Source organism: Shewanella sp. 553, assembly GCF_059338375.1.
Genome location: NZ_CM181701.1, coordinates 2,949,708 through 2,971,137, shown reverse-complemented (window position 1 = coordinate 2,971,137; position 21,430 = coordinate 2,949,708). Strand labels below are relative to the sequence as shown.

Below are 21,430 nucleotides of genomic sequence, written 5' to 3'. Positions count from 1 at the left end.
TGGCGAAAGTAAACACCATTAGTTGCGATACAACATCAAGCTTACCCGCTTGATAAAGTTTGTTTCCTTGTGAAACTCATTTGGGTTGTATGGTTAAGTGACTAAGCGTATACGGTGGATGCCTTGGCAGTCAGAGGCGATGAAGGACGTAGTAACTTGCGAAAAGCGTTGGCGAGCTAGTAACAAGCATTTGAGCTAACGATGTCCGAATGGGGAAACCCACATGCATAAGCATGTATCACAACATGAATACATAGTGTTGTGAGGCGAACCCGGGGAACTGAAACATCTAAGTACCCGGAGGAAAAGAAATCAACCGAGATTCCCCTAGTAGCGGCGAGCGAACGGGGATTAGCCCTTAAGCGTAGAGGGTGTTAGTGGAATGTGTTGGAAAGCACAGCGGCACAGGGTGATAGCCCCGTACATGAAAACTAACTTTACGTGAAAACGAGTAGGACGGGACACGTGACATCTTGTCTGAACATGGGGGGACCATCCTCCAAGGCTAAATACTCCTGACTGACCGATAGTGAACCAGTACCGTGAGGGAAAGGCGAAAAGAACCCCTGTGAGGGGAGTGAAATAGAACCTGAAACCGTATACGTACAAGCAGTGGGAGCGGTTCTTGAGACCGTGACTGCGTACCTTTTGTATAATGGGTCAGCGACTTACATTTTGTAGCGAGGTTAAGCGAATAGCGGAGCCGTAGGGAAACCGAGTGTTAACTGCGCGTTTAGTTGCAAGGTGTAGACCCGAAACCCGGTGATCTAGCCATGGGCAGGTTGAAGGTTGAGTAACATCAACTGGAGGACCGAACACACGTATGTTGAAAAATGCGGTGATGACTTGTGGCTGGGGGTGAAAGGCCAATCAAACCGGGAGATATCTGGTTCTCCTCGAAAGCTATTTAGGTAGCGCCTCGAGCGAATACCATTGGGGGTAGAGCACTGTTAAGGCTAGGGGGTCATCCCGACTTACCAACCCTTTGCAAACTCCGAATACCAATGAGTACTACTCGGGAGACACACGGCGGGTGCTAACGTCCGTCGTGAAAAGGGAAACAACCCAGACCATCAGCTAAGGTCCCAAAGTTATTGCTAAGTGGGAAACGATGTGGGAAGGCTTAGACAGCTAGGATGTTGGCTTAGAAGCAGCCATCATTTAAAGAAAGCGTAATAGCTCACTAGTCGAGTCGGCCTGCGCGGAAGATTTAACGGGGCTAAGCAATACACCGAAGCTATGGGTACTAGCGCTTGCGCTAGTGCGGTAGAGGAGCGTTCTGTAAGCCGTTGAAGGTGAAGGGGTAACCCACGCTGGAGGTATCAGAAGTGCGAATGCTGACATGAGTAACGATAAAGGGGGTGAAAAACCCCCTCGCCGAAAGACCAAGGGTTCCTGTCCAATGTTAATCAGGGCAGGGTGAGTCGACCCCTAAGGCGAGGCCGAAAGGCGTAGTCGATGGGAAACAGGTTAATATTCCTGTACTTCTGCTAACTGCGATGGAGAGACGGAGAAGGCTAGGCTAGCGCGGCGTTGGTTGTCCGCGTTTAAGGCTGTAGGTGGTGCACTTAGGCAAATCCGGGTGCACATACACTGAGAGTTGACGACGAGGTTCTACGGAACTGAAGTAGTTGATGCCATGCTTCCAGGAAAATCTTCTAAGCTTCAGGTTAGCAGGAATCGTACCCCAAACCGACACAGGTGGTTGGGTAGAGAATACCAAGGCGCTTGAGAGAACTCGGCTGAAGGAACTAGGCAAAATGGTACCGTAACTTCGGGAGAAGGTACGCTCCTGTTGGTGATGAGACTTGCTCTCTAAGCTGACGGGAGTCGCAGATACCAGGTGGCTGCAACTGTTTATCAAAAACACAGCACTGTGCAAACTCGCAAGAGGAAGTATACGGTGTGACGCCTGCCCGGTGCCGGAAGGTTAATTGATTGGGTTATCTTCGGAGAAGCTCATGATCGAAGCCCCGGTAAACGGCGGCCGTAACTATAACGGTCCTAAGGTAGCGAAATTCCTTGTCGGGTAAGTTCCGACCTGCACGAATGGCGTAATGATGGCCACGCTGTCTCCAGCCGAGACTCAGTGAAGTTGAAATTGCGGTGAAGATGCCGTATACCCGCGGCTAGACGGAAAGACCCCGTGAACCTTTACTATAGCTTGGCACTGAACATTGACCCTACATGTGTAGGATAGGTGGGAGACTTTGAAGCAGGAACGCCAGTTCTTGTGGAGTCAACCTTGAAATACCACCCTTGTAGTGTTGATGTTCTAACTCTGGCCCCTGAATCGGGGTTGAGGACAGTGCCTGGTGGGTAGTTTGACTGGGGCGGTCTCCTCCCAAAGAGTAACGGAGGAGCACGAAGGTTGGCTAAGTACGGTCGGACATCGTACGGTTAGTGCAATGGCATAAGCCAGCTTAACTGCGAGACATACACGTCGAGCAGGTGCGAAAGCAGGTCATAGTGATCCGGTGGTTCTGAATGGAAGGGCCATCGCTCAACGGATAAAAGGTACTCCGGGGATAACAGGCTGATACCGCCCAAGAGTTCATATCGACGGCGGTGTTTGGCACCTCGATGTCGGCTCATCACATCCTGGGGCTGAAGTCGGTCCCAAGGGTATGGCTGTTCGCCATTTAAAGTGGTACGCGAGCTGGGTTCAGAACGTCGTGAGACAGTTCGGTCCCTATCTGCCGTGGGCGTTGGATGATTGAAGGGAGCTGCTCCTAGTACGAGAGGACCGGAGTGGACGAACCGCTGGTGTTCGGGTTGTCATGCCAATGGCATTGCCCGGTAGCTACGTTCGGAATCGATAACCGCTGAAAGCATCTAAGCGGGAAGCGAGCCCTAAGATGAGTCATCCCTAGGACTTTAAGTCCTCTAAAGGGCCGTAGGAGACTACTACGTTGATAGGCAAGGTGTGTAAGCGTTGTGAGGCGTTGAGCTAACTTGTACTAATGACCCGTGAGGCTTAACCATACAACCCAAAAGGGTTTCTAACTAAGTGAATACTTAGCGAAAGAATACAGACACTTGATTTAGTGTACTCAAATTTAAAACAGCTTTCTAAATTTCCAATTTTGTCTGGAAACCATAGCATTGTGGTACCACCTGATCCCATCCCGAACTCAGAAGTGAAACGCAATCGCGCCGATGGTAGTGTGGGGTCTCCCCATGTGAGAGTAGGTCATTTCCAGACGCCTAATACGATAAAGCCCGTTGCTAATGCAACGGGCTTTTTTCGTTTTAGCCTGGAGATAACCACTCGAACATGGGGAAATAAAAAGTCCGAACGTAGTGAGGCTCAACCCCATGTAGAGTAGGGTGAAGCGGCTGCGCTTATCAAGCGTAGCTTGATGCTGGAGCTGAACGCGGAGAGTTAGCTCGAAGCTGACCATAATAGGCGCCTAATACTTCTCGAAAGAGAGTCGATAAATCCCCAGCACTTTATGTTGGGGATCTTTTCGTTTAACCGCTGTTGAAATGACCACTCGAACATGGGCGCTAAGTAGCGCGTGCAAAGCATGCTGCAATTCATATGATAGGCAGTGAATAGCTGCTGCATTCTCTACATCCACGTAGGGCATAGAAAGTCCAATATCTGTAGATATTGGACTACATGGCACTATAAAGAGAGAAGTTTTTCTATGATAGGGCTATTAGCGGCGGGGAAGTCATATTCTGTTAATGTATTGAACTCTGCCCATGTGACTGCTTGGCCTTCAAGGCCGCGAGGCTCTCCTGAGAAGGTTTTGTAACCCTCCCTGCAACTCTCTGATTAGTGCTTGTGAGGTGGTTTCGTTATTTTCAACCTTACCACAGGGAAACTCCCATTTTCCGCCCTGATGTAGATGCTCTGGGCGTTTGGCCAGCAGTATTTGGTTAGCGGCATTAATGACAACACCTACGGCGACATGTACGCGTTTCATTGGTTAGTTGTCCTTGAAAAAGATCTGCTTCATCATACCCGAGTGCATCTAAGGAGTCGGCATCGAATTCTGGTTTAACCGGAATGGCATGTTTCTCTGATGCCCAGTCGCCTAGATCGATTAGCTTGCAGCGTTCGCTGCATGTTGTTGCTTAATTGCTCTTGGTCTTGAGCCTTTTAGTGCCCAAACTCGAGTCGTCGTGTTTTGCTGGTCAAATCTGGCCTCATCTTGGAACACACATCGATCCGAATAAGCGGTAAATGGCCAGGGGGTGTTAAGGATCGTTTCCATGAGAAAGGTTTTTAAAAAGTCGTTGAGCCTCTTCATTTTTTTAGGATGTTTAGAGCGGCTTGTTATCCACGAAAAGGCTAATTGATGAAGCAGTCTATAGACATTTATGCCCTCATATTCAACACCAAATTGAGTGTGTATAAACTCACCAACGTCTTTTGCTTAATGTTGTCCGCCATAAGTAGAAGCACTTCTTTCCTTTACAAAACCTTCGACCATGTCTAGTTGTTGTGGCGTTCTGTGCCGTCAACTATAGGGTTTTGATTACACTCAGCGATTCTTTGGAGAAAAGGCTCATGTAACGTGTGGTTTGAAAAGTCGCAAAACTGAAAATAACGCATTGTTGATATTATTTTTTGCATTGAAAAATGCACCAATACTTATGATATTAAGCTTCTTGCATGAAAAACCCGCAGTTAAGTGGTTTTGGTATAAAAAGTCCTTTACCTTTGGCAGGTGTTTTTGCATAATGCCCCACGTCAACAGGGGTGTAGTTCCAATTGGTAGAACAGCGGTCTCCAAAACCGATGGTTGCGGGTTCGAGTCCTGCCACCCCTGCCAAATTTAGAAGGCCTAGCAGAAATGCTAGGCCTTTGTCTTTTCTGGCTTTCCTCATGTTTTGTGTCATCAACTACCTGCCATATCCAGCTTTCTATACTTCTAGTAATTTCTCTCGGTGACCAAACGGTGACCAAACGGTGACCGTGTTAGTATAATGTAGTTATGCTTTAGCTTTTCTACATCAAGAATTATTTTACTTTTGCAGGTTATTTATGAGACTGATTAGATTAAAAGATGTTATCGACTGTACAGGTATGGCTCGCTCAACAATTTATAAGAATGTTTCGGATGGCTCATTTCCTAAGCCTGTTTCTTTAGGGGCTCGCTCCGTAGCTTGGGTTGAGGATGAGGTTCAAGAGTGGATAAGAGATAGGGTTAAGTCGAGAGATGGGGCTAAATAGGTTACTCTTACTAATTGCTACAACTTCACAAGACGTCTTTTCGTCATAATTAACAGTCTCACTTTTAGATTGCACCAAACGCATCGGTTGTCACTAAACCTAGCAGCGTAAGGGGCACTGGTGATTTAGTTTACCTGCTCGATGAAAAACTGATTAATCAAATAAGCTGCATTTTGACAGTGAATTATGATTTGCATTGCTCATGCAAAACAGTCATATCAACATAACTTTAGGCATATAACGTCATAAATTAGTTGCCTTTTTAGTCGTTACTAGTATCTTGTATCTACTTAAAGGAGTTTTTGTTAAAGGGAAGTATTCATGTCACTACAGCTAGCCATTATTGGTACTCCTCTAATCTTCTGCCCGAACTAATAAGATCTAGACTTAACTCACTGCGTTTATTATTCAATTACGTATAGTCGCAAGGGTTGATGTAATCGAATTTCCAATTGGAGCATTATGTTAAGGTTCAAGTCCATTTTATCTGTGCTGTCAAAGTCATCTCCTTATGCAGTACGCACATTAAACCAGAATGATAACTCTATCGAGGATCGGATAAAGGATTATCTCTTTATAACAACCGATATTGAGCGAGCTTTTAAAGAAGCGTTAATTAGTGCGAGCCAAGATGACATTATTTTCCTATGTGGCAGTAGTGGTGATGGTAAGTCTGAAATCTTAACTCGTTATTGTGAAATGGCGCTGTTTAAGGAACGCTATAAATTTCATTTAGATGCGACCCATAGCTTTTCACCAACGTCTAATGCAATTCAAACACTTGATGCCTTATTTGAGGAAAACCGTACTTCTACTAAAACGCTCGTAGTTGGTATTAACGTCGGTATGCTTGGAAACTATGCTCAAGAGGGCGCAGAGCAGCACGATGATATTAAATCATCAATAAAAAGCTTCCTTGATGACTCACCAACTAGGGCCAATCACCAGTTTTTAGACTTTGAGAAGTTTCCCAAGTTTATATTAGGGAAAAATGGCTATACGGCCGAGTTTGTGCAGGAGCTACTTCAAAAACTTACCGCCCCTACTAATAACATCATTCGAGAGTATTTTGAGCACGAGAAAGCCCTAACACAAGCTGTGGACAAAAAGCTGTGTGCCAACTATGAGCTCTTAAGCGATGAATCGGTGCAGCAAACAATTATCGAGCTGTTATTTAAAGCTAGATTAGTTAAGGACCAGTTCCTTACCGCACGTGCGTTACTTGATTTTGTATTTCATTTATTAGCAGGACCTGGTTACTTATTTGATAACTTATTCACCGGTTCCGATAACGAATTAGCGAGTAAAATTGTTGATTTTGATCCGGCAAATACCCGAACACAGCATATAGATAAATTTATTTTAGCGAGAAGCTTAGGCTTACCAGAACATAGCTATGAGGTCTTTGTTGAGGCACTGTTATTAAAGGGTTTTGCTCGCTCACTAGCACCCGAATCTTATCTAAGACTTTTCTATCTGTTAAAAAATTCAGAGTTTGCTAACAATTATCACCTTTCATTTAGTGCTGACTTCCAACAAGACCTGATTAAGAAATATTCTGAGGTTTGGCACCTACATTGCCACTTTGATGGTTCTGATGAACATAAGCAGGCACTACGCCACTACTATAAAGATGTTGCAATTGCTGCGATCCATAAATACAACAATCGTAATGCACCGAAGTTAGGCAAAGGTGAGTTTTTTATCTCTGAACACAACGGTTTTCAGTTAGCTGCAGACTTAGAACTTAAGGTTCATCTACCCCAAATATCCGAAGATAAAGAGATTAAAACATCACACTTCAATACCTATTTTAAAGTGGGTAAACGTATCGTGAAATTACCGACAAACATCAACCTAATGAGTCTGATGTTACGTATTGTCGAAGGCTACCGCCCAAATAAGCATGATAAGAATACCGTTGTGCTTTTAGATGAGCTTGTTGAAGAGATAGCTGAAGTGGCAAATGAAGCGAATACTTTGCACATACTTTACAGAAATGACCGATACAAAATTGCAAATGACGATTTTGATGAATTTGAAGTGAGTGGCCTATAATTATGTTGCTATTAAAATCTGAGTTGCAGGTAAAAAACAATACGTTAAACAGTTACTTTCCTATCCGAACAAAAGACAGGTATGACATTTTTGATTGGGACAGTGCACTAGGCCACGTAGTAAAACACGCTTATCGAAAAGAGTTCATTTCCTTTAAAGATCCAACAGATCTAACCGGTAAAAAGAAAAAGCAATTTGAACTAACAGATTTCAAAGAGGCTAGCCAAAAGACATTTCTGCGTAAGTTAGATGAAGCTGATTTTTGGCCGATACTAGATAAAATGTATTTTGAAGGTAATGAGCTGTTTAAAATTGCGCCAGAATTTTTATTGTTCAAAACGAATAAGGCTGTGGGCAATACACCAAACGGTCGATTAGGCAATATGTTTGCTAGCTTATTACAAGATTTTTCTTTTACAGAAAAACCGAATGCAAAGCTAAACTTTCTCGAGCAGCAGCTATATGACGTACTCAGCCTTCACCTAAAAACTCAGGATCCTGAAGAGGGTGATGTCGTGACTAAGGAGGCGCCTTATTTACCGTTCATGGCTAACCATTTTCAACAAGATCTCACCTTTTTAAGTAAACGACCCAAATATTTACTATCTATTTTCAAAGATTTTCTTCGACTATACGCGCACTTGTATACTGCGCAGTTGGCACTAAATTTAAAAGATTGGCGCTCAGGTGAGCCAAGCCCTAAATTGCATTACTTCATTTTAGATACCGAAAAAGCAAGTGATGAGCGCACATTGGTAAAGGACTATGGGCATAAGCAATTGTCTATAGCTCTTTGGAGCATCTTTCCATACCTAGCCATGAACGAAAACTTACAAGATAGTAAAAATCAGACTATGCCTATCTGGGCGTTTGCACAAAACTTAGCTGAAAATCCTATTTGTGTTGATGCACTTGAAAACTACGCTGCTGAGTTTAAAGAAACCAGACAACTTAATACCAGCCTATCTGATTCTAAAGACCCACTAGATCAACTCGATAATTTATTAAAGCTAGGTGCTGCGCAATTCAGTCGAGGTGAAACTCGATACGATATCAATTTGCAATACGTCAAATCAGCAGAAGCTGAGCTTTGCTCTCACTTTATTCAAAGTCGGGGGCGCTCTGGGCGTGTAATGGTGTTTAACCAGGACTACCTAATTTTATTAACAAATATCGCTGTGGGCGAAAAAGAAAAGCTGCGATTCCATGAGCTTATCTTAGCTTTCGAGGCAAGAGGTGTCTTTTTTGATAAACAAAGCCAACAGGCTTTAATAAAATTTTACGAGCGTATCGGCAATGTTGAGCGTATGAGTGACAGTGGAGATGCAGTATATGTCTTTAAAACAGTTTAATGATTTTCTGGCTGAACAATTTCTAAACTGGGGGCAGCATTCCATTAAGCCTGGTTATCGATATCAGTTTCAGTCTCCTGATAATGAAAATAGCTTGAAACTGTTTGAGTCGATTATATCAAAAGCTGATGGCACGATTGATGTTAAAGGCACGAAGTTATCAATAGTAACATGTGGTCACTCTCGTCTTTTGCCGGTATTACATAGCGAAGACTCGAATACGGCACCTGGTTTTACAGAGAACTTCATCTCACACTTGCGCGATGAAGTAGCAGGGCAATTCGGTGAGTTTGAAGACTGTGCATTGCTAGTGATCCACAACAGTATGCTAGACACCCTGATTAACTCTGCTGAAAATGTAGCGCAGCCTGCAAGTATCTGGCATCCCGAGCAGATTAAACAAGCAATGTACAAGTTAATCGATGACGTTAACGGGACTCGCAAAGTCTCAGAATGTTTGCTTGAGCATAGGTTTAATCAAATCGTCGATGATGGTGCAACCATGTTTGGTTTTGAAAAACTTTACAATGCATTACTCGATGGCGATCTAAAGTTTAGCGAGCTGGGCCTATTAAATGACCCTGCAATTCTGACGTGGGATGGTAAGCCAGAGCAAATCAATAAACGACTCGATGAGAACAAACGGCTGTATGAAGATATTGAACGTATTACTCATCATTTCCCTAATGAATTGGAAGAAAAGCTTGCTGAAAAAGATTTCGGTTCTAAGTTTGTTGAGCGAAATTTTGGCGGAGAAGGACTTGAAAGTTGGAAGAACGACTTAGAATTTAGTGCATGTAAGCAAGAGCAAGAAGCGAACAGAAAAAACCTATTAGAGCTCGAAAGTGAGGTGATCCTGCAAGGGGAGCTAATAGCAAAGAACAAGGCCGAAACAAAGGCGGGACGCAGAGAACGCCATTTGATTTTGGTTATAGAAGAAGACCAACAGGATTTTGGTTTCGAGTTGACGTTTATTGGCGGTAAAATCGAACGTAAGCAGTGCTCAATTCTGCACAATAAAACAGACTTAATTGAAATCGCAAATCCAGTGAACTCAGGCGGAAAACGCAGCCGAGTGACGGTTACGGGTGCCTATACTGGTAAAGCGATGTTCTTCACTCTTGATCTAAAAAGAGAGAAAACAGCGGAACGCTATAAGTTCAAAGTGTTAGTGATTAGAAGCGGCGACTTCTATATCGATGCTTTTAGAAACAACTTCCTAATCGAACCACCAACTTCATCTAAGAAGACCGCGCGGATCACACTGCAAACAGAAGACAGCAGTTTTGTGATTGGCATAGACGGTGGCAAAGAGGGCGCTAAAGCGGTACTCGATGAGATTGGACAGGTTTTCGACAATGAAACGACTAGCGAGATTAATTTCGAGCAGATAGCAAACGAGTCTGACGAGCTGCACTTTGTGGTTAAAGGCCAAGACTCATGGCTAACGTTCAATGTTGAGGGCGCAATCGCAACTGACTCACTAACTCTGCCACTGATCTTAGATAAAGACAGATTTACGCGACTATACCAAGATGACTACCTTGGTAGTTTTAATCGCGCAAAAAATAAAGTCTTACTCGACAACAAAGAGCTTTCACCCAAAGGCAAGCGTTTAACCCTATTGCAGTGGGAAGCTGAAATTGTTGACGGCTTACTACTCACAAGGCGCGATGAACAACAAAATCCGTTATCTCTCAACGATATTGAGGCAACATACCCGTCGTTGTTTGTTGCTTATCGAGCATTATTTGACTATTACGTTGAACACCGTACATTACCGAGCCTCTGTAGTTGGGGGCCGGAGTATCGTGTTTTAGCCGGGCAAGTTGTAAAACAATACAATGATGCTATTGGTGCAATTGGTGATGATATTTTGCTTACCGCTGAGCAAAAACAGCTGATTAATATCGGATTTTCGACCTTTAGTGGCCAAGAATATATTACGCCATTCCACCCTATGGTCATTGCTTACTATTTATCATTAGCTGAGCATGTAACCCTCGATCAAAGCCATAGTTTTAAGACACTGCCAAAAGTGACCCTTGACAGGCTAAATGCCCGTGGATTATTACCCTTTATCTACGACCCTATTCATGGTTTTGCCTTTAGTCAGTTAGAGAAAGAAAATAGCTTTTGGTTAGAACTCGTACCACAACAAGATACGAGCTTTTCTTATGTGCGTAAGCTAGTAAAAGATAAAGTTGGTGAATTTAAAAATGCCTTCTCGGCCCTGTTTAATGCAGGCCCTAAAGCTACATTGATTATTAACTCAGTTAATAACAAATCAAACCACGAAATTTTTATGGGATTGGTTGATTTTGTTAAGGCCAATAAAGACAAGGTCTGCCAAGTTCATGTAAATCTGTATGACGATAAACTTGTCTATAGCGAATTCGATCGCTTCGCCGAGACGGCGAGCTACGATGAGCTTAAAAACTTATATGAACTAGATAAAGGCGCGGTACGTGAGCAAGCGGATATGATTATCGATTTGCTACGCACTCGACTCACTTATAGTAAGTTTGAAAATGGCAAGGTTGATGGAAAACAAGCTTATTCACACCTTAGCTTCTTTAGAAATAACAGCAAAGTAGAGCCAAGAGATGTCAATGTTGATAAACAGCTAAGTGGAGTGGTTTGTCATGGTCTAATGGCGGGTGAAGCCGCTGCCAATAAGCAAGACAGCTACTTTACTGCATTTGGGCTCAAGAATGTGGACACCACAGGGCAAGCACATCTACAAATTGCCCACAAGCTGGGCGGCCTCATCAAGCCTGCTCGTCTATCAAGTGAGCCGACGGGTAACTCTAAGTCAATGGCGTTGGTGGTGAGTGATAACTTTAGAGCCCTGCTTGAGCGCTCATATGTTAGTTCAATCTGGACCACCATAATTGATCCCAAGGTGACCTTAGACTTTTTCGAGAATGCGAAAGACATGGTGTTGATCCACTATTCGGATAACTACACCAACTCGGCGAATTACGACGCAATTACCGTTACTCGCCAAACCGAGCTTTACAAGAAGGTGCTTGAGCAGGACGAAGGCGGGATAACTGAAGAGTTTAATGCCTTTAATGGTGAGTGGCTGCTTAAAATGATCACCGCGAATGCCAACGAGCGTAAAGAGAAAAAGGGCATTATTGGCGCGTATAAATTCGTAAACTGCTTATTGTCGCAATCTGACATTACATGGGTACCGCTCTCGGTTGCCGAGATGATCCGTGTAACCGGTAACATCGGTCTTAAGATGTCTGACAGTGACTTCTCGCGTAACGTCCAAGGCTATAAGTCTGGACTCATCTCTGATGATGTACTGTTTGTTGGCTTTAAAGATAAACAGATGTACGTGTTACCACTTGAAGTGAAAACCGGCATCAAACAAACCCACAGTAAAGGTGTGCAGCAAGCTAAAGAGCTTAAGCGCTATCTGTGTGAAGACATACTGGGCCGTAATGGCTTTGCTGGCATGTTATATCGTGGCTTGTTCATCAGACAGGTACTGATGCAGATAGACAAGTATGAGCTATATAATCTCTATTCAGATACTTACTTTGACGGATTCTTAGCTGACCGTGAATGGTGGTTGCAAGGTGACTACAGTATTGCTGAGCTCGCAAACTATCCAGACGGTTTTATGCTTTCTCATGTTGAAAACGATACTTTCTTTGAAGCAGATTTTAATGAAGTCGACGACATCTTAAAAATTCAGCTGCCTATTAGTTATTTGAAACAACTGGTTAGTACACCGCTGCAAGAGTTAATGACGGATGTTCGTCCCGAGCAACTTTGTCATATCCCAGAAAAATATTTGCTTAGTGCTGATCATTCAAGTGAAACGAGAAAACAACCAGAACAGGTTTTACCAGAGCCACAACCAACTGCTCAACAAAGCACTAGTGTGGATACTCCTGCGGCATCAAGTCGCGCGATCGAGCTCAGTGATTTTTTACCGACTAAAGATCCAATAAAAGACGCCGAGCTTGTAGAAAAGGATTCAGACACAGCCGTTAGCGATTTGAATGTACCTTCCAGTACCGTGGAACAAACTCTAGTTAGTCAACCAGAGCTAGATAATGAGCCGATAAAGATTCTAGTGGGTCATGACGTGCGTGACAGTGCCGAAGTGTATTGGGAGCCAACTAATACCGCCAAATTTATGAATACCAACTCAGGTATTATTGGCACCATGGGTACGGGTAAAACACAGTGTACCAAGTCTGTAGTCACTCAGTTGTATCGTCAGCAAGACCGTAACGTGGATGGTAAACCAATTGGTATTTTGATCTTCGATTACAAATCAGATTATGTCGACGAGAAGTTCTTAACAGCCACTAACGGTAAAAAGTTTAACCTGCATAAACTGCCTTACAATCCGCTCAGTTTATTTGGTGACACACCTATGTTGCCTGTGCATACGGCGCGTGGTTTCTCTGAGACTATGGGCAAAGCATTTGGTTTAGGGCAGAAGCAACAACTAAAACTGCGAAAGCTTATTGGCGAAGCGTATGAGCTTGCGGGTATTAAAAAAGGCGATCAAAGTACTTGGAGCAAGCCTGCACCAACGATTAGTGATATTTGGGCACTGTTTGAAGAGACTGAGCCAACTGAAGACTCACTCTACGCAGCACTAGAAAGCTTATATGAGCTAGAGATCTTCGAAGATAACCATGAAAAGTGCACTAGCTTATATGAGCTAGTGGACGGCATAACAGTGGTTGAATTAGCAGGTTACCCATCAGAAATTCAAAATCTAGTTGTGGCATTGACGATGGACTTGTTCTATTCGCAGATGCAAAAGCAGGGCAAACCAGAAGTGCAGGGCGACTTTAGACAAGTCACTAAGCTGTTACTTGTTGATGAAGCCGATAACTTTATGTCGCAAAACTTCCCAAGCCTACGCAAGGTCCTAAAAGAGGGCCGTGAATATGGTGTGGGGGTCATTTTGTCCACGCAAGATATCACTCATTTTAAAACCAGTGAAAATGATTATTCGTCTTACATCTTAAGTTGGATTGTGCACCGGGTATCGCAGATTAAAAATCAAGACATTAAGTCAATCTTCAACAAGGATGATAAGTCAGATCAAGAGAACCTGATGAAGAGCATACGTGAGCTAGATAAGCACTACAGCTTATATGTGGATGGCGATAAAAAAGTACAGAAGATCAAAGATAAGGCGTTTTGGGAGTTAACAAATTAGATATTAAGAAGGTTGTACGCATTTTTCAGGCACTTCCTTACTTAAGATACAGCCAATTTAGACTAAGTTGTACATTTTTAACGGAGAGGCTGATGGCTTTTAGTCGGTTATTATGGGTATGGAGAATACTGCGGTGAGTTATTATGAAACTATTCTTTTAGGTATACCTAGCGGTATTGTTTCCGCTTTTATAGTTTGGATGACAATGAGAACTTGGGCATCGACTTTCACCCCTTGGATAAGAAAGCAAATATATAGGGGCGTTGAAGTTCAGGGGCAATGGTCCGCAGTTATATTATTAGATGCGAATAGAGATGTAACTGCTGATATTGAGAAGGCAACAGAGACTATTACCTATGTCTTGAATATTGAAAAACAGTTTGGTCATGTAGTTACGGGTTGGTTTTCACAAGACCATAAGTGTGCGGAGACCGACTCTCATGGAAGATTTAAATGTAGAGGTCAAATAATGGATGGTGTGCTGATGCTAAGTTTAACTCCTTCGTTAAAGAGTAAGTCGACCTTTGGTACTTTGCTTATGTATGTCGTATCTTCCGGAACTCGACTAGAAGGCAAGTTTACTTATAAAGGTGCAAAAACAAACCAAATAAATTCTACTGATATAGCTTTAGATAAAAGGGCTTAATATGGATAAAGCATTAGCTAGGTATAAAACAAGTGAAAGTGTTCCATTGGAGCTCTACTTTCCAATGGAATTTATGCAAGATGAGAACTTTTGTGATGCACTTAATGAAGACTTAAAAAGTTGTGGAACTGGTTGGGAAGTTATTAAAAATGTTTGTGCTGCATCTCAATCAGCCATACCTCCTTGCAGAGGTATATACATTTTTGTTTGGAAGCCATACTTTTCTCTACCGCTTAATGGCTGTGAAATTGTTTCCAGGTTCATAGTATACGTTGGTTCAGCTTCATCAGGAGATAGTACGATATTAAAGCGATTTAACTCAGAATATAGAGATGTTATTAATGCAGACCCCAGTATCCACTGGACGACAAATATGCCATCAGACCGTACAGCAAGGTTAAAAAAGGTACTTAATTTAGGTCGATTAGAATATTGGTATATGGCAATGGATGATGCTAGTCGTGAGCAGATCTGTGATATTGAAAAACGTTTAATAAAAATGTTTAACCCACCAGGTAATAGTAATTTTAAGACTCCAATAAGAGCGACCGTTGAATCTAGAAAAGCCGCACCGGCTTTTGAACCTGCATTTTAATTAAGGAATAGAATTGTGTCTAATAAAACATTAATACCAGCACTAAAGGCTAAAGTCGGTGATTGGGTATACTATATTTGTGTCATGAAATATGCACAGGTAGCTAAAGAAGTCAATTTTGCTTATGAACTAGGTGGTAACGAAGATCTAAACTCGATGATACAAAGGGGCATTTCTGAACGTACAAAAGATATTACAGATTATTTGTTGAATTCTGAACATCGTTTTTTAGGCTCGTTGATTGTTGCTGCTTATGGCGGTGATCCACACTATATGCCAGTAAGAATGGAGGATAGTGAGGAGTACCTGAGAGGGTTGGATAATAGTTTTGGCGTATTAACATTTGATGGGGGCCAGCAGTATTTCGCGCTTGATGGACAGCATCGCCTCAAAGCAATAAAGGATGCCATTAAAAAGAATCCTGAATTGGGGTCAGAGGAAATTAGTGTGATCCTTGTAAGCCACTATGATACAGAAGATGGAAAGGAAAAAACTCGAAGACTATTTACCAATATCAACAAAAACGCAAAAAGTACTACTAAAAGTGAAAACTTAGCACTAGATGAAGATGATGGTTTTGCTATTATAACTAGGCGAATTATTAATGAGCATGAGTTACTAGGTAAAGATGGTCGAGTATCCGTATTTACTAAGCAAGGTGATAATGGTGAACTTAGCTTAGCTACAAGCGTTAGGGATACTGATAAAGTCGCAGTTACCTCTATAAGACAACTATATGAAATGGTTAAAAGTCTTTCATTTAATACACCTCTAGATGGTGCTTCTTTATCAAACCGTCCAACAGATGATGATTTAGAGGAAGCATATATATTAATTCAGCAGCGTATCACTGAGTTGTATAAAGCTTGTGGTGGGTTGTATGGAATAATTGAGAAGAATAGTGATCTAAGACAATTTAGAAAAGATAAAGAGTCTCCAGGTATGGAACATGCATTTTTAAAAGGTGTTGTTCAGCGTTGTGTAGTAGATTCTGTACGAAAAGTACTTAATCAAAAAACGTTATCTTGGGAAGAAATTCTTGTTAGGCTCAAGTGTTTAAATTGGTCATTGAAAGCTTCACCGTGGGATTCTGTATGTATAATCACAGATGAGAAACTAAAAATGCAAACAGGCCGTGATTATACAAATCTGTTAAATGATATGCTTGCTGTGCATTTGGCACCTCACAGCAAGCAACAAATAAAAAGAGCTAGGAAGCTATTTTCTGATGTAAAGAATACATCATACTCACTATCTCAAGAGGAGTTGGAATCGAATCTAACTTCTGAACAAGAAAGTTCATAATATTAAGACGATACTAAATATTATTTTTTAGTAAAAATGAAATTCCTCTATTTAAATGTAATTTAACAAAATCACTAAAGTGCACACCAGCAAGGTGTGCACTTTGCTTTTGGTATGCTTCGCGTAATACTGCTAAATAGACATCAGCGTATTCTCCAGCGAAAACCTTCCAACTCATTTCGACATTACTATCTGAAGGTATATTTTCAACAGGAGGTATGCTGTCTTCAGAAAGTGACATGCAAAGGACCAGCGGCACAATACATTCCAGTTTTCTATGCCTGTTTTCCTCTTTAAGCGGATCAATTGCTGTTTTTGTTTTTCTGACAGTTTAATTGAATCAATAGTATGGGGAGTGTGATCCGACATTAAAAATACCCCTTTGTAAATGTTGAAGTTTTATGTTGTTCATCGTAACTAATATGGTATTCGCGGCATACTGCAGGCTTTAATTGGTCATAATAGTTGCCGACTATTTCTTCGTCTGTAGATAGTAAAATGACCTGTTTCCCTGCATAAGGGAAATAATTGTGTACTAACTTTGTACGATGCTTTCCATCCAGTCGCCCTAATGGAGTATCAATAATCGTTGGAATCTCTTTCCCCGATGCTTCTGCTAGCCCCCACAAAATGGCAATGGCGAGTAATTGTCGCTCACCAGCAGAAAGCCTGTTTGTTGGCATTTCATTATGATTTGAATCAAAAAGCGAGATGGAGAACGTTATCGGGCAAATTTTTATGTTGCTAACAAGATTACGTTTTCTGTTTAAATCATAAAAATTGCTTTTTATCAGCTTTTCTAATGATTCAATATTTTCTTGTATCAATTGCAGCGAAAATGACTGCATTGTATTTTTTAATTTAACAATATGCTCAGCTACTTGAATTGAGCGCTTTTGCTCAAAGGTATCTTTACTTTGCTGCGTGAGAAGGTTGGTATAGCGAGTACTAAGCACTTCATCTTTAGCTTGATTTTGTTGCAATAACAGCTGTTTTTGTTTAATTAGAACTAAGTGGTTTTTTAGTTCAACTTCGTAGCTCGCTAGTTCTTTTAGTAAGTGTTCTACAGTTTCATAATCAGGAATTGATTCTAGTTTTTTCTCGAACAAAGCTTGTTGCTCTAATAAATTCCCTTTGAGTGATAGTAAGTTTTCTCGTGTTTGTGCATCTGCAGCTATTTTTTCATCAAGTCCGTTAAAAACAGCAATGTTTGTATTTAAGTAGCAAGGGGTATCAGCTAACGCTTGACGCTCGTCAGCCATAACAGCCATCGTTTTCTCAAGCGAACTTAACGTGCTTTGAGGCACGCTAGATTTGATTAATGTTTGTTTGATTATGTTCTCATATTCGCTTATCGCACTTTGAACTACATTAGCTTGAATAGCTTGCTCTTCTTTAATTATTTGCTTTTTAGTATTACTAATTAGCTGAGGGATAAGCCCAAGAGGACCAGCTCCAGCATCGAGTCTGACACGATCCGCAAGATTAGATTTTAATTTTTCTTCAATAGCACCTAACTCAAACTTAATATTATCACGCTCATCAATAAGGTGTGCGCCAGCATTGCGGACTTTTTGTCTTGCTTTATTGATGTTTAGGTTGCAATCGCTTGCTTGTTTTTCAAGGTCAGCAATGTCTTTTTTAAGTTCAGATACTAATGTTGTCTGGTCAGCAATCTCAACCTCTAACGCGGCAACTTTATGGATAACGGTGCTATCTAAGTTATCTCCTTTACGTTTACGTTCCACATTAGATAAGTCAATTTGTAATTGAGTTAACAGATCTAGACCGAGTAGGTTCTCAATACCTGTTCTGATGAGCTCAGAGCTACGATCTGGATGGGCTAAATTCTCAATTTTCTCACCATCAAAGAAAAACAAGTCAGACAAACTCAGTGGGATAAATTCATTGACGAATTCATCCCAATATTGACTTAGGTGCGGGTCTTCTTGCAGGTTGCAATACACAACAACTTTATCTTTTACTTCTTTAAGATGAGTATTCCATGAACGCACAACTGTGAATTCATTAGTAGTAGTGTCAGTTGTATGACTAAATGTGAGTGATAGCTCAACAATATCATCAGCTTCCGCATAACGGTTCTTAGTCGTGGCTAAATAAGTACCGTAAGCTTGATGGCCGCGGTTTGAACATTTAGCATGTTTGCCATAAAGCACTAGCTGCAATGCATCTAAGAACGTTGTTTTACCACCACCATTTAAGCCACCGAATAAGATGATAGGTTGTTCTTCAGTAATTGATAAATCGACGTCATGACGACCTTGATAAATACCAAAGTTTTCTAAAATTAGTTGTTTAATTATCATCTTGTACCTCTTCGAAATCGATTAGCAATGAGCTATAACCCTGTTCTTTGATCGATTTAGTTACCATGATGATTTTTTCTTGGATGGTGTCTTTGTCATCGTCACTTAAGTTAGGTGAATTATTGAGTTGGATTTGTAAGCGATGTCGTTCGCGTTCCAGTGCAAATTGTTTAGCTTCAAATAAAGTATTAAAAGCACCTTTATCTAAACTATTGGTTAACTCGTCAGATAAGTGTGCTCTTCTAAGTTGATTTTTATGCTTATTGGCAATACTCATAACTGAGCGCATTTGTTGATAGAGCAGTCCATCTTCATCGCCTTGCTCTTTACAATGCTGTTTGAGCTTCTCTAATACATCAACATTCAAAATAGGATGATGAGCGCGTTTTTTTCCTGGATAGACTTTATTGAGTACCCTTTGATAAATTTTAGGTACGCTGTCTTCGGCTTCATGTTTTTCTTCTAGCCAAACGCGTCGGATCTCTTCTAAATCATCTATTGATAATAATTCTAAATTTTTAACTTCTGGGGGACCAAGCTGCTGAACAGCCTGTTGTGCCTCCAGTACTTTGCCTAGTAGGTGCTCACGGAAAGATTGAATGTACGGTCCGGGAACTAAATCTGCGCCATGTTTTGAAATATGCACTGTTAATGTGCCATTCATGCGTCTAAAGTCTCTATTGGCTTTATCCCGAGTTAATTTTGCAATTTTCTTTTCTCGGTTAGCGTCATTGACCTCGATTTCATTACGAAGCGAAACAAGTGGATACATCCATTCTTTTTCTTCATCGTTTGAAATCATGGCATTCATCGATTTATCTTCCGAAACCATAGTACAAACATAACAACCAAAACGGCTGTCACCACAGCTTTGAGTCGATTTATCCACTACAAGTGGACACTCTCCACCATCTGTTGCGCCTTGGTACATTCCCATTAAGTCATGGTTTGGAAAATTCCACGGGTTATCTACGCTATTTAGATAAATCCACACGTCATCATTACTCCAACTTGCAATTGGCGCATATACCCATACTCGCTCAAGTGAGCCGTTCTCGGTTACACCGAGTGCTTTACGAGTATTAGTCGAAGAATTTTCAAAACGCTCCATACTTGCCGCACGAGCTGTACTTTCTGCTTTACGTGTTCCTAAGACAAGAATCGCTTCGCCATTTTTGTCTGCCATATTTTGGATAAAAGTATTAGACGGTGAGATCTTTAAACGGTCTGTACACCAACGGAACTTATATCGCGGTGCTGGGTAGCCTTTACCAATTAAATTGACCCAGAATCTATCTTTAACAGCTGGAGTTAATCTGTGTGGCACAATAGGTAGGTTTTGCGCCTTGGCTTGTTCAGCCATTCTTTCGAGTGACTTACCAACCCACATCGCAACAATAGGGTTTTCAACCAAAGTGTCAGTGCTAATTACATGTACTTTTTTCTTGCATTGACCTTCTTGAGCTAGCTCTTTTAGTGCGTACCAGATCAACTGTAAAATCGCAGTCGAATCTTTGCCGCCACTGTAACCGATAACCCATGGTATAGAGTCACTTTTATAAAGCATTTTTATATGCTTAATAGAGTCATTTATTGTGATTTGTAACCCTTTACCATTGAATGGGGTATTCACGTTTTGCACTTCATTTGTTCCCATTGCGGGCCTCTAAAAATTTATTTTCTTCTATCATTTCTTTTTGGGTTAAAGGTAAATCTAAGTAATGCTTAATTCTGATCATAGTGAGTTTTGCTGCCACACTTGAATTACGCATCGCGCCATTTATCACGCACCTTCCTTCCCAATCATCTTTATTACTTCGGTCCCAATTAATCTGTTTTAGCTTTTTTAACTCAGCGCTGATATCGCAATTATTTTTAAGCAACTGGTTACCTACCATGCCTAATGCTTGCAAAGTCACGGAGTGTGCATTTATGCATTCTTTTCTTACTTCATGAGCTGACATTTCATCTTTGTAGACAAACATCCATACAGGCAAATTAGTAACAACGGTATCCCAAAATTTTGATGCCACAGATAACAGTTGTTTATGGTTATCTGTGTTTATCTCATCGAAGAGCTCACTGGTTGCTTTGTTTAACGCACTATGAGTAATCAATTTTTTTGAGCGTGGACCTAGATTGCTCTCTTCCATATGTACGAGTTTTGAGAGCTTCTTGCTTTTGAAAATTACGTTTTTTGATAAGATTGAAGAGGGCTTATCGTCATAGGTGATACTCAGGGAACGATCTGTTTTTACTGGATATAAGTTTAAGTCTTTGAAAATTTTCTGTCTGTCTTCAAGTGTTTTTTGAGCAAAGAAAACAACCGAGATCGTTTCTGCTGCCAAAGTTGGATCTTGTTTTAGGGCTTCTAATATTGCAGCATTTCGATGTTGGCCATCGGTTATGTAAACATCAGCATCCTCATCAATGATAAGTGAACCAATTTTTTGCTCATGAGGCTGTTCCCCAATGGGGGTGAATGTGCTTTCACCGTCTATACAGGCAGTAATAGCAGAGAACACGTAGTTATCACGTTGGTTAAGAATGTAGTTAGTGATTTCAGGTATACGCTCTGTATTTAGGCTTCGTTGAGCTCTCGCTTCAACCGGGAGCGCACCCTCATCAAAAGTAAAAACTTTCTTAAGTCTTTTGAGCGGACACATAACGATATAATATTCGTGACCAGATTGGATGCCTCGAATAGCAGGAAATGACGTGCCAGAAATTATTGGGTTCATTGTACTGTATCACTA

General features: G+C 41.4%; 12 protein-coding genes, 1 tRNA gene, 2 rRNA genes and 3 pseudogenes. 10 read left to right on the top strand and 8 right to left on the bottom strand.

The genetic code is table 11. The features are described from left to right. Positions 1–91: 91 nt before the first annotated feature. Positions 92–2,985, top strand: a 23S ribosomal RNA gene (locus AC5YBZ_RS13205). A gap of 104 nt (positions 2,986–3,089) precedes the next feature. Continuing rightward, positions 3,090–3,205 (top strand): 5S ribosomal RNA (gene rrf / locus AC5YBZ_RS13200). A 426-nt stretch (positions 3,206–3,631) separates the two neighbouring features. On the opposite strand, the pseudogene AC5YBZ_RS13195 reads toward rrf, so the two are convergent. From AC5YBZ_RS13195 to AC5YBZ_RS13185, 3 pseudogenes are all read right to left on the bottom strand, one after another. After that, positions 3,632–3,935, bottom strand: a pseudogene (locus AC5YBZ_RS13195) (NUDIX domain-containing protein). Beyond that, positions 3,898–4,077 (bottom strand): annotated as a pseudogene (yacG, locus tag AC5YBZ_RS13190) (DNA gyrase inhibitor YacG); the annotation flags it as partial. The pseudogenes AC5YBZ_RS13195 and yacG, both read right to left, overlap by 38 nt. Then, positions 4,065–4,442 (bottom strand): annotated as a pseudogene (locus tag AC5YBZ_RS13185) (winged helix-turn-helix domain-containing protein); the annotation flags it as partial. The pseudogenes AC5YBZ_RS13185 and yacG, both read right to left, overlap by 13 nt. Before the next feature lie 268 nt (positions 4,443–4,710). Here AC5YBZ_RS13185 and AC5YBZ_RS13180 point away from each other — a divergent pair. From AC5YBZ_RS13180 to AC5YBZ_RS13145, 8 genes are all read left to right on the top strand, one after another. Next, a tRNA-Trp gene (locus tag AC5YBZ_RS13180) sits at positions 4,711–4,787 on the top strand. Between the two features lie 212 nt (positions 4,788–4,999). Continuing rightward, positions 5,000–5,188 carry a helix-turn-helix transcriptional regulator gene (locus tag AC5YBZ_RS13175; RefSeq protein WP_494543017.1) on the top strand — a complete coding sequence of 63 codons (189 nt, stop codon included), beginning with the start codon at positions 5,000–5,002 and terminating at the stop codon, positions 5,186–5,188. 462 nt (positions 5,189–5,650) lie between these two features. Beyond that, a complete protein-coding gene (dptF, locus tag AC5YBZ_RS13170) occupies positions 5,651–7,246 on the top strand; it encodes a DNA phosphorothioation-dependent restriction protein DptF (protein ID WP_494543016.1) in 1,596 nt (531 codons plus the stop codon). Between the two features lie 2 nt (positions 7,247–7,248). Next, positions 7,249–8,598, top strand: coding sequence for a DNA phosphorothioation-dependent restriction protein DptG (gene dptG / locus AC5YBZ_RS13165; protein WP_494543015.1), 1,350 nt, complete (start codon positions 7,249–7,251; stop codon positions 8,596–8,598). Beyond that, complete coding sequence (gene dptH / locus AC5YBZ_RS13160) at positions 8,579–13,801, top strand: DNA phosphorothioation-dependent restriction protein DptH (RefSeq protein WP_494543014.1); 5,223 nt, start codon at positions 8,579–8,581, stop codon at positions 13,799–13,801. Before dptG ends, dptH begins: the two co-directional genes overlap by 20 nt. A 133-nt stretch (positions 13,802–13,934) precedes the next feature. Further along, on the top strand, positions 13,935–14,447 hold the full coding sequence (locus AC5YBZ_RS13155; RefSeq protein ID WP_494543013.1) for a hypothetical protein: 513 nt from the start codon (positions 13,935–13,937) through the stop codon (positions 14,445–14,447). A 1-nt stretch (position 14,448) separates the two neighbouring features. Beyond that, positions 14,449–15,042 carry a hypothetical protein gene (locus AC5YBZ_RS13150; RefSeq protein WP_494543012.1) on the top strand — a complete coding sequence of 198 codons (594 nt, stop codon included), beginning with the start codon at positions 14,449–14,451 and terminating at the stop codon, positions 15,040–15,042. Positions 15,043–15,057: 15 nt separating this feature from the next. Continuing rightward, on the top strand, positions 15,058–16,347 hold the full coding sequence (locus AC5YBZ_RS13145) for a DNA sulfur modification protein DndB (protein WP_494543011.1): 1,290 nt from the start codon (positions 15,058–15,060) through the stop codon (positions 16,345–16,347). Positions 16,348–16,360: 13 nt separating this feature from the next. On the opposite strand, the gene dndE is transcribed toward AC5YBZ_RS13145, so the two are convergent. Genes dndE through dndB form a run of 5 tightly spaced genes read right to left on the bottom strand, consistent with a single transcriptional unit; the run spans position 16,361 to position 21,415 of the window. Continuing rightward, a complete protein-coding gene (dndE, locus tag AC5YBZ_RS13140) occupies positions 16,361–16,609 on the bottom strand; it encodes a DNA sulfur modification protein DndE (protein WP_494543726.1) in 249 nt (82 codons plus the stop codon). Continuing rightward, a complete protein-coding gene (locus AC5YBZ_RS13135; RefSeq protein WP_494543010.1) occupies positions 16,522–16,716 on the bottom strand; it encodes a DndE family protein in 195 nt (64 codons plus the stop codon). Before AC5YBZ_RS13135 ends, dndE begins: the two co-directional genes overlap by 88 nt. Then, positions 16,716–18,674, bottom strand: a complete 1,959-nt coding sequence (gene dndD / locus AC5YBZ_RS13130) for a DNA sulfur modification protein DndD (RefSeq protein ID WP_494543009.1) — start codon at positions 18,672–18,674, stop codon at positions 16,716–16,718. The genes AC5YBZ_RS13135 and dndD overlap by 1 nt, the downstream gene beginning before the upstream one ends. Continuing rightward, entirely contained in the window at positions 18,664–20,331 is a 1,668-nt protein-coding gene (dndC, locus tag AC5YBZ_RS13125) for a DNA phosphorothioation system sulfurtransferase DndC (RefSeq protein WP_494543008.1), read from the bottom strand. Before dndC ends, dndD begins: the two co-directional genes overlap by 11 nt. Continuing rightward, a complete protein-coding gene (gene dndB / locus AC5YBZ_RS13120) occupies positions 20,318–21,415 on the bottom strand; it encodes a DNA sulfur modification protein DndB (RefSeq protein ID WP_494543007.1) in 1,098 nt (365 codons plus the stop codon). Before dndB ends, dndC begins: the two co-directional genes overlap by 14 nt. Positions 21,416–21,430: the final 15 nt, after the last annotated feature.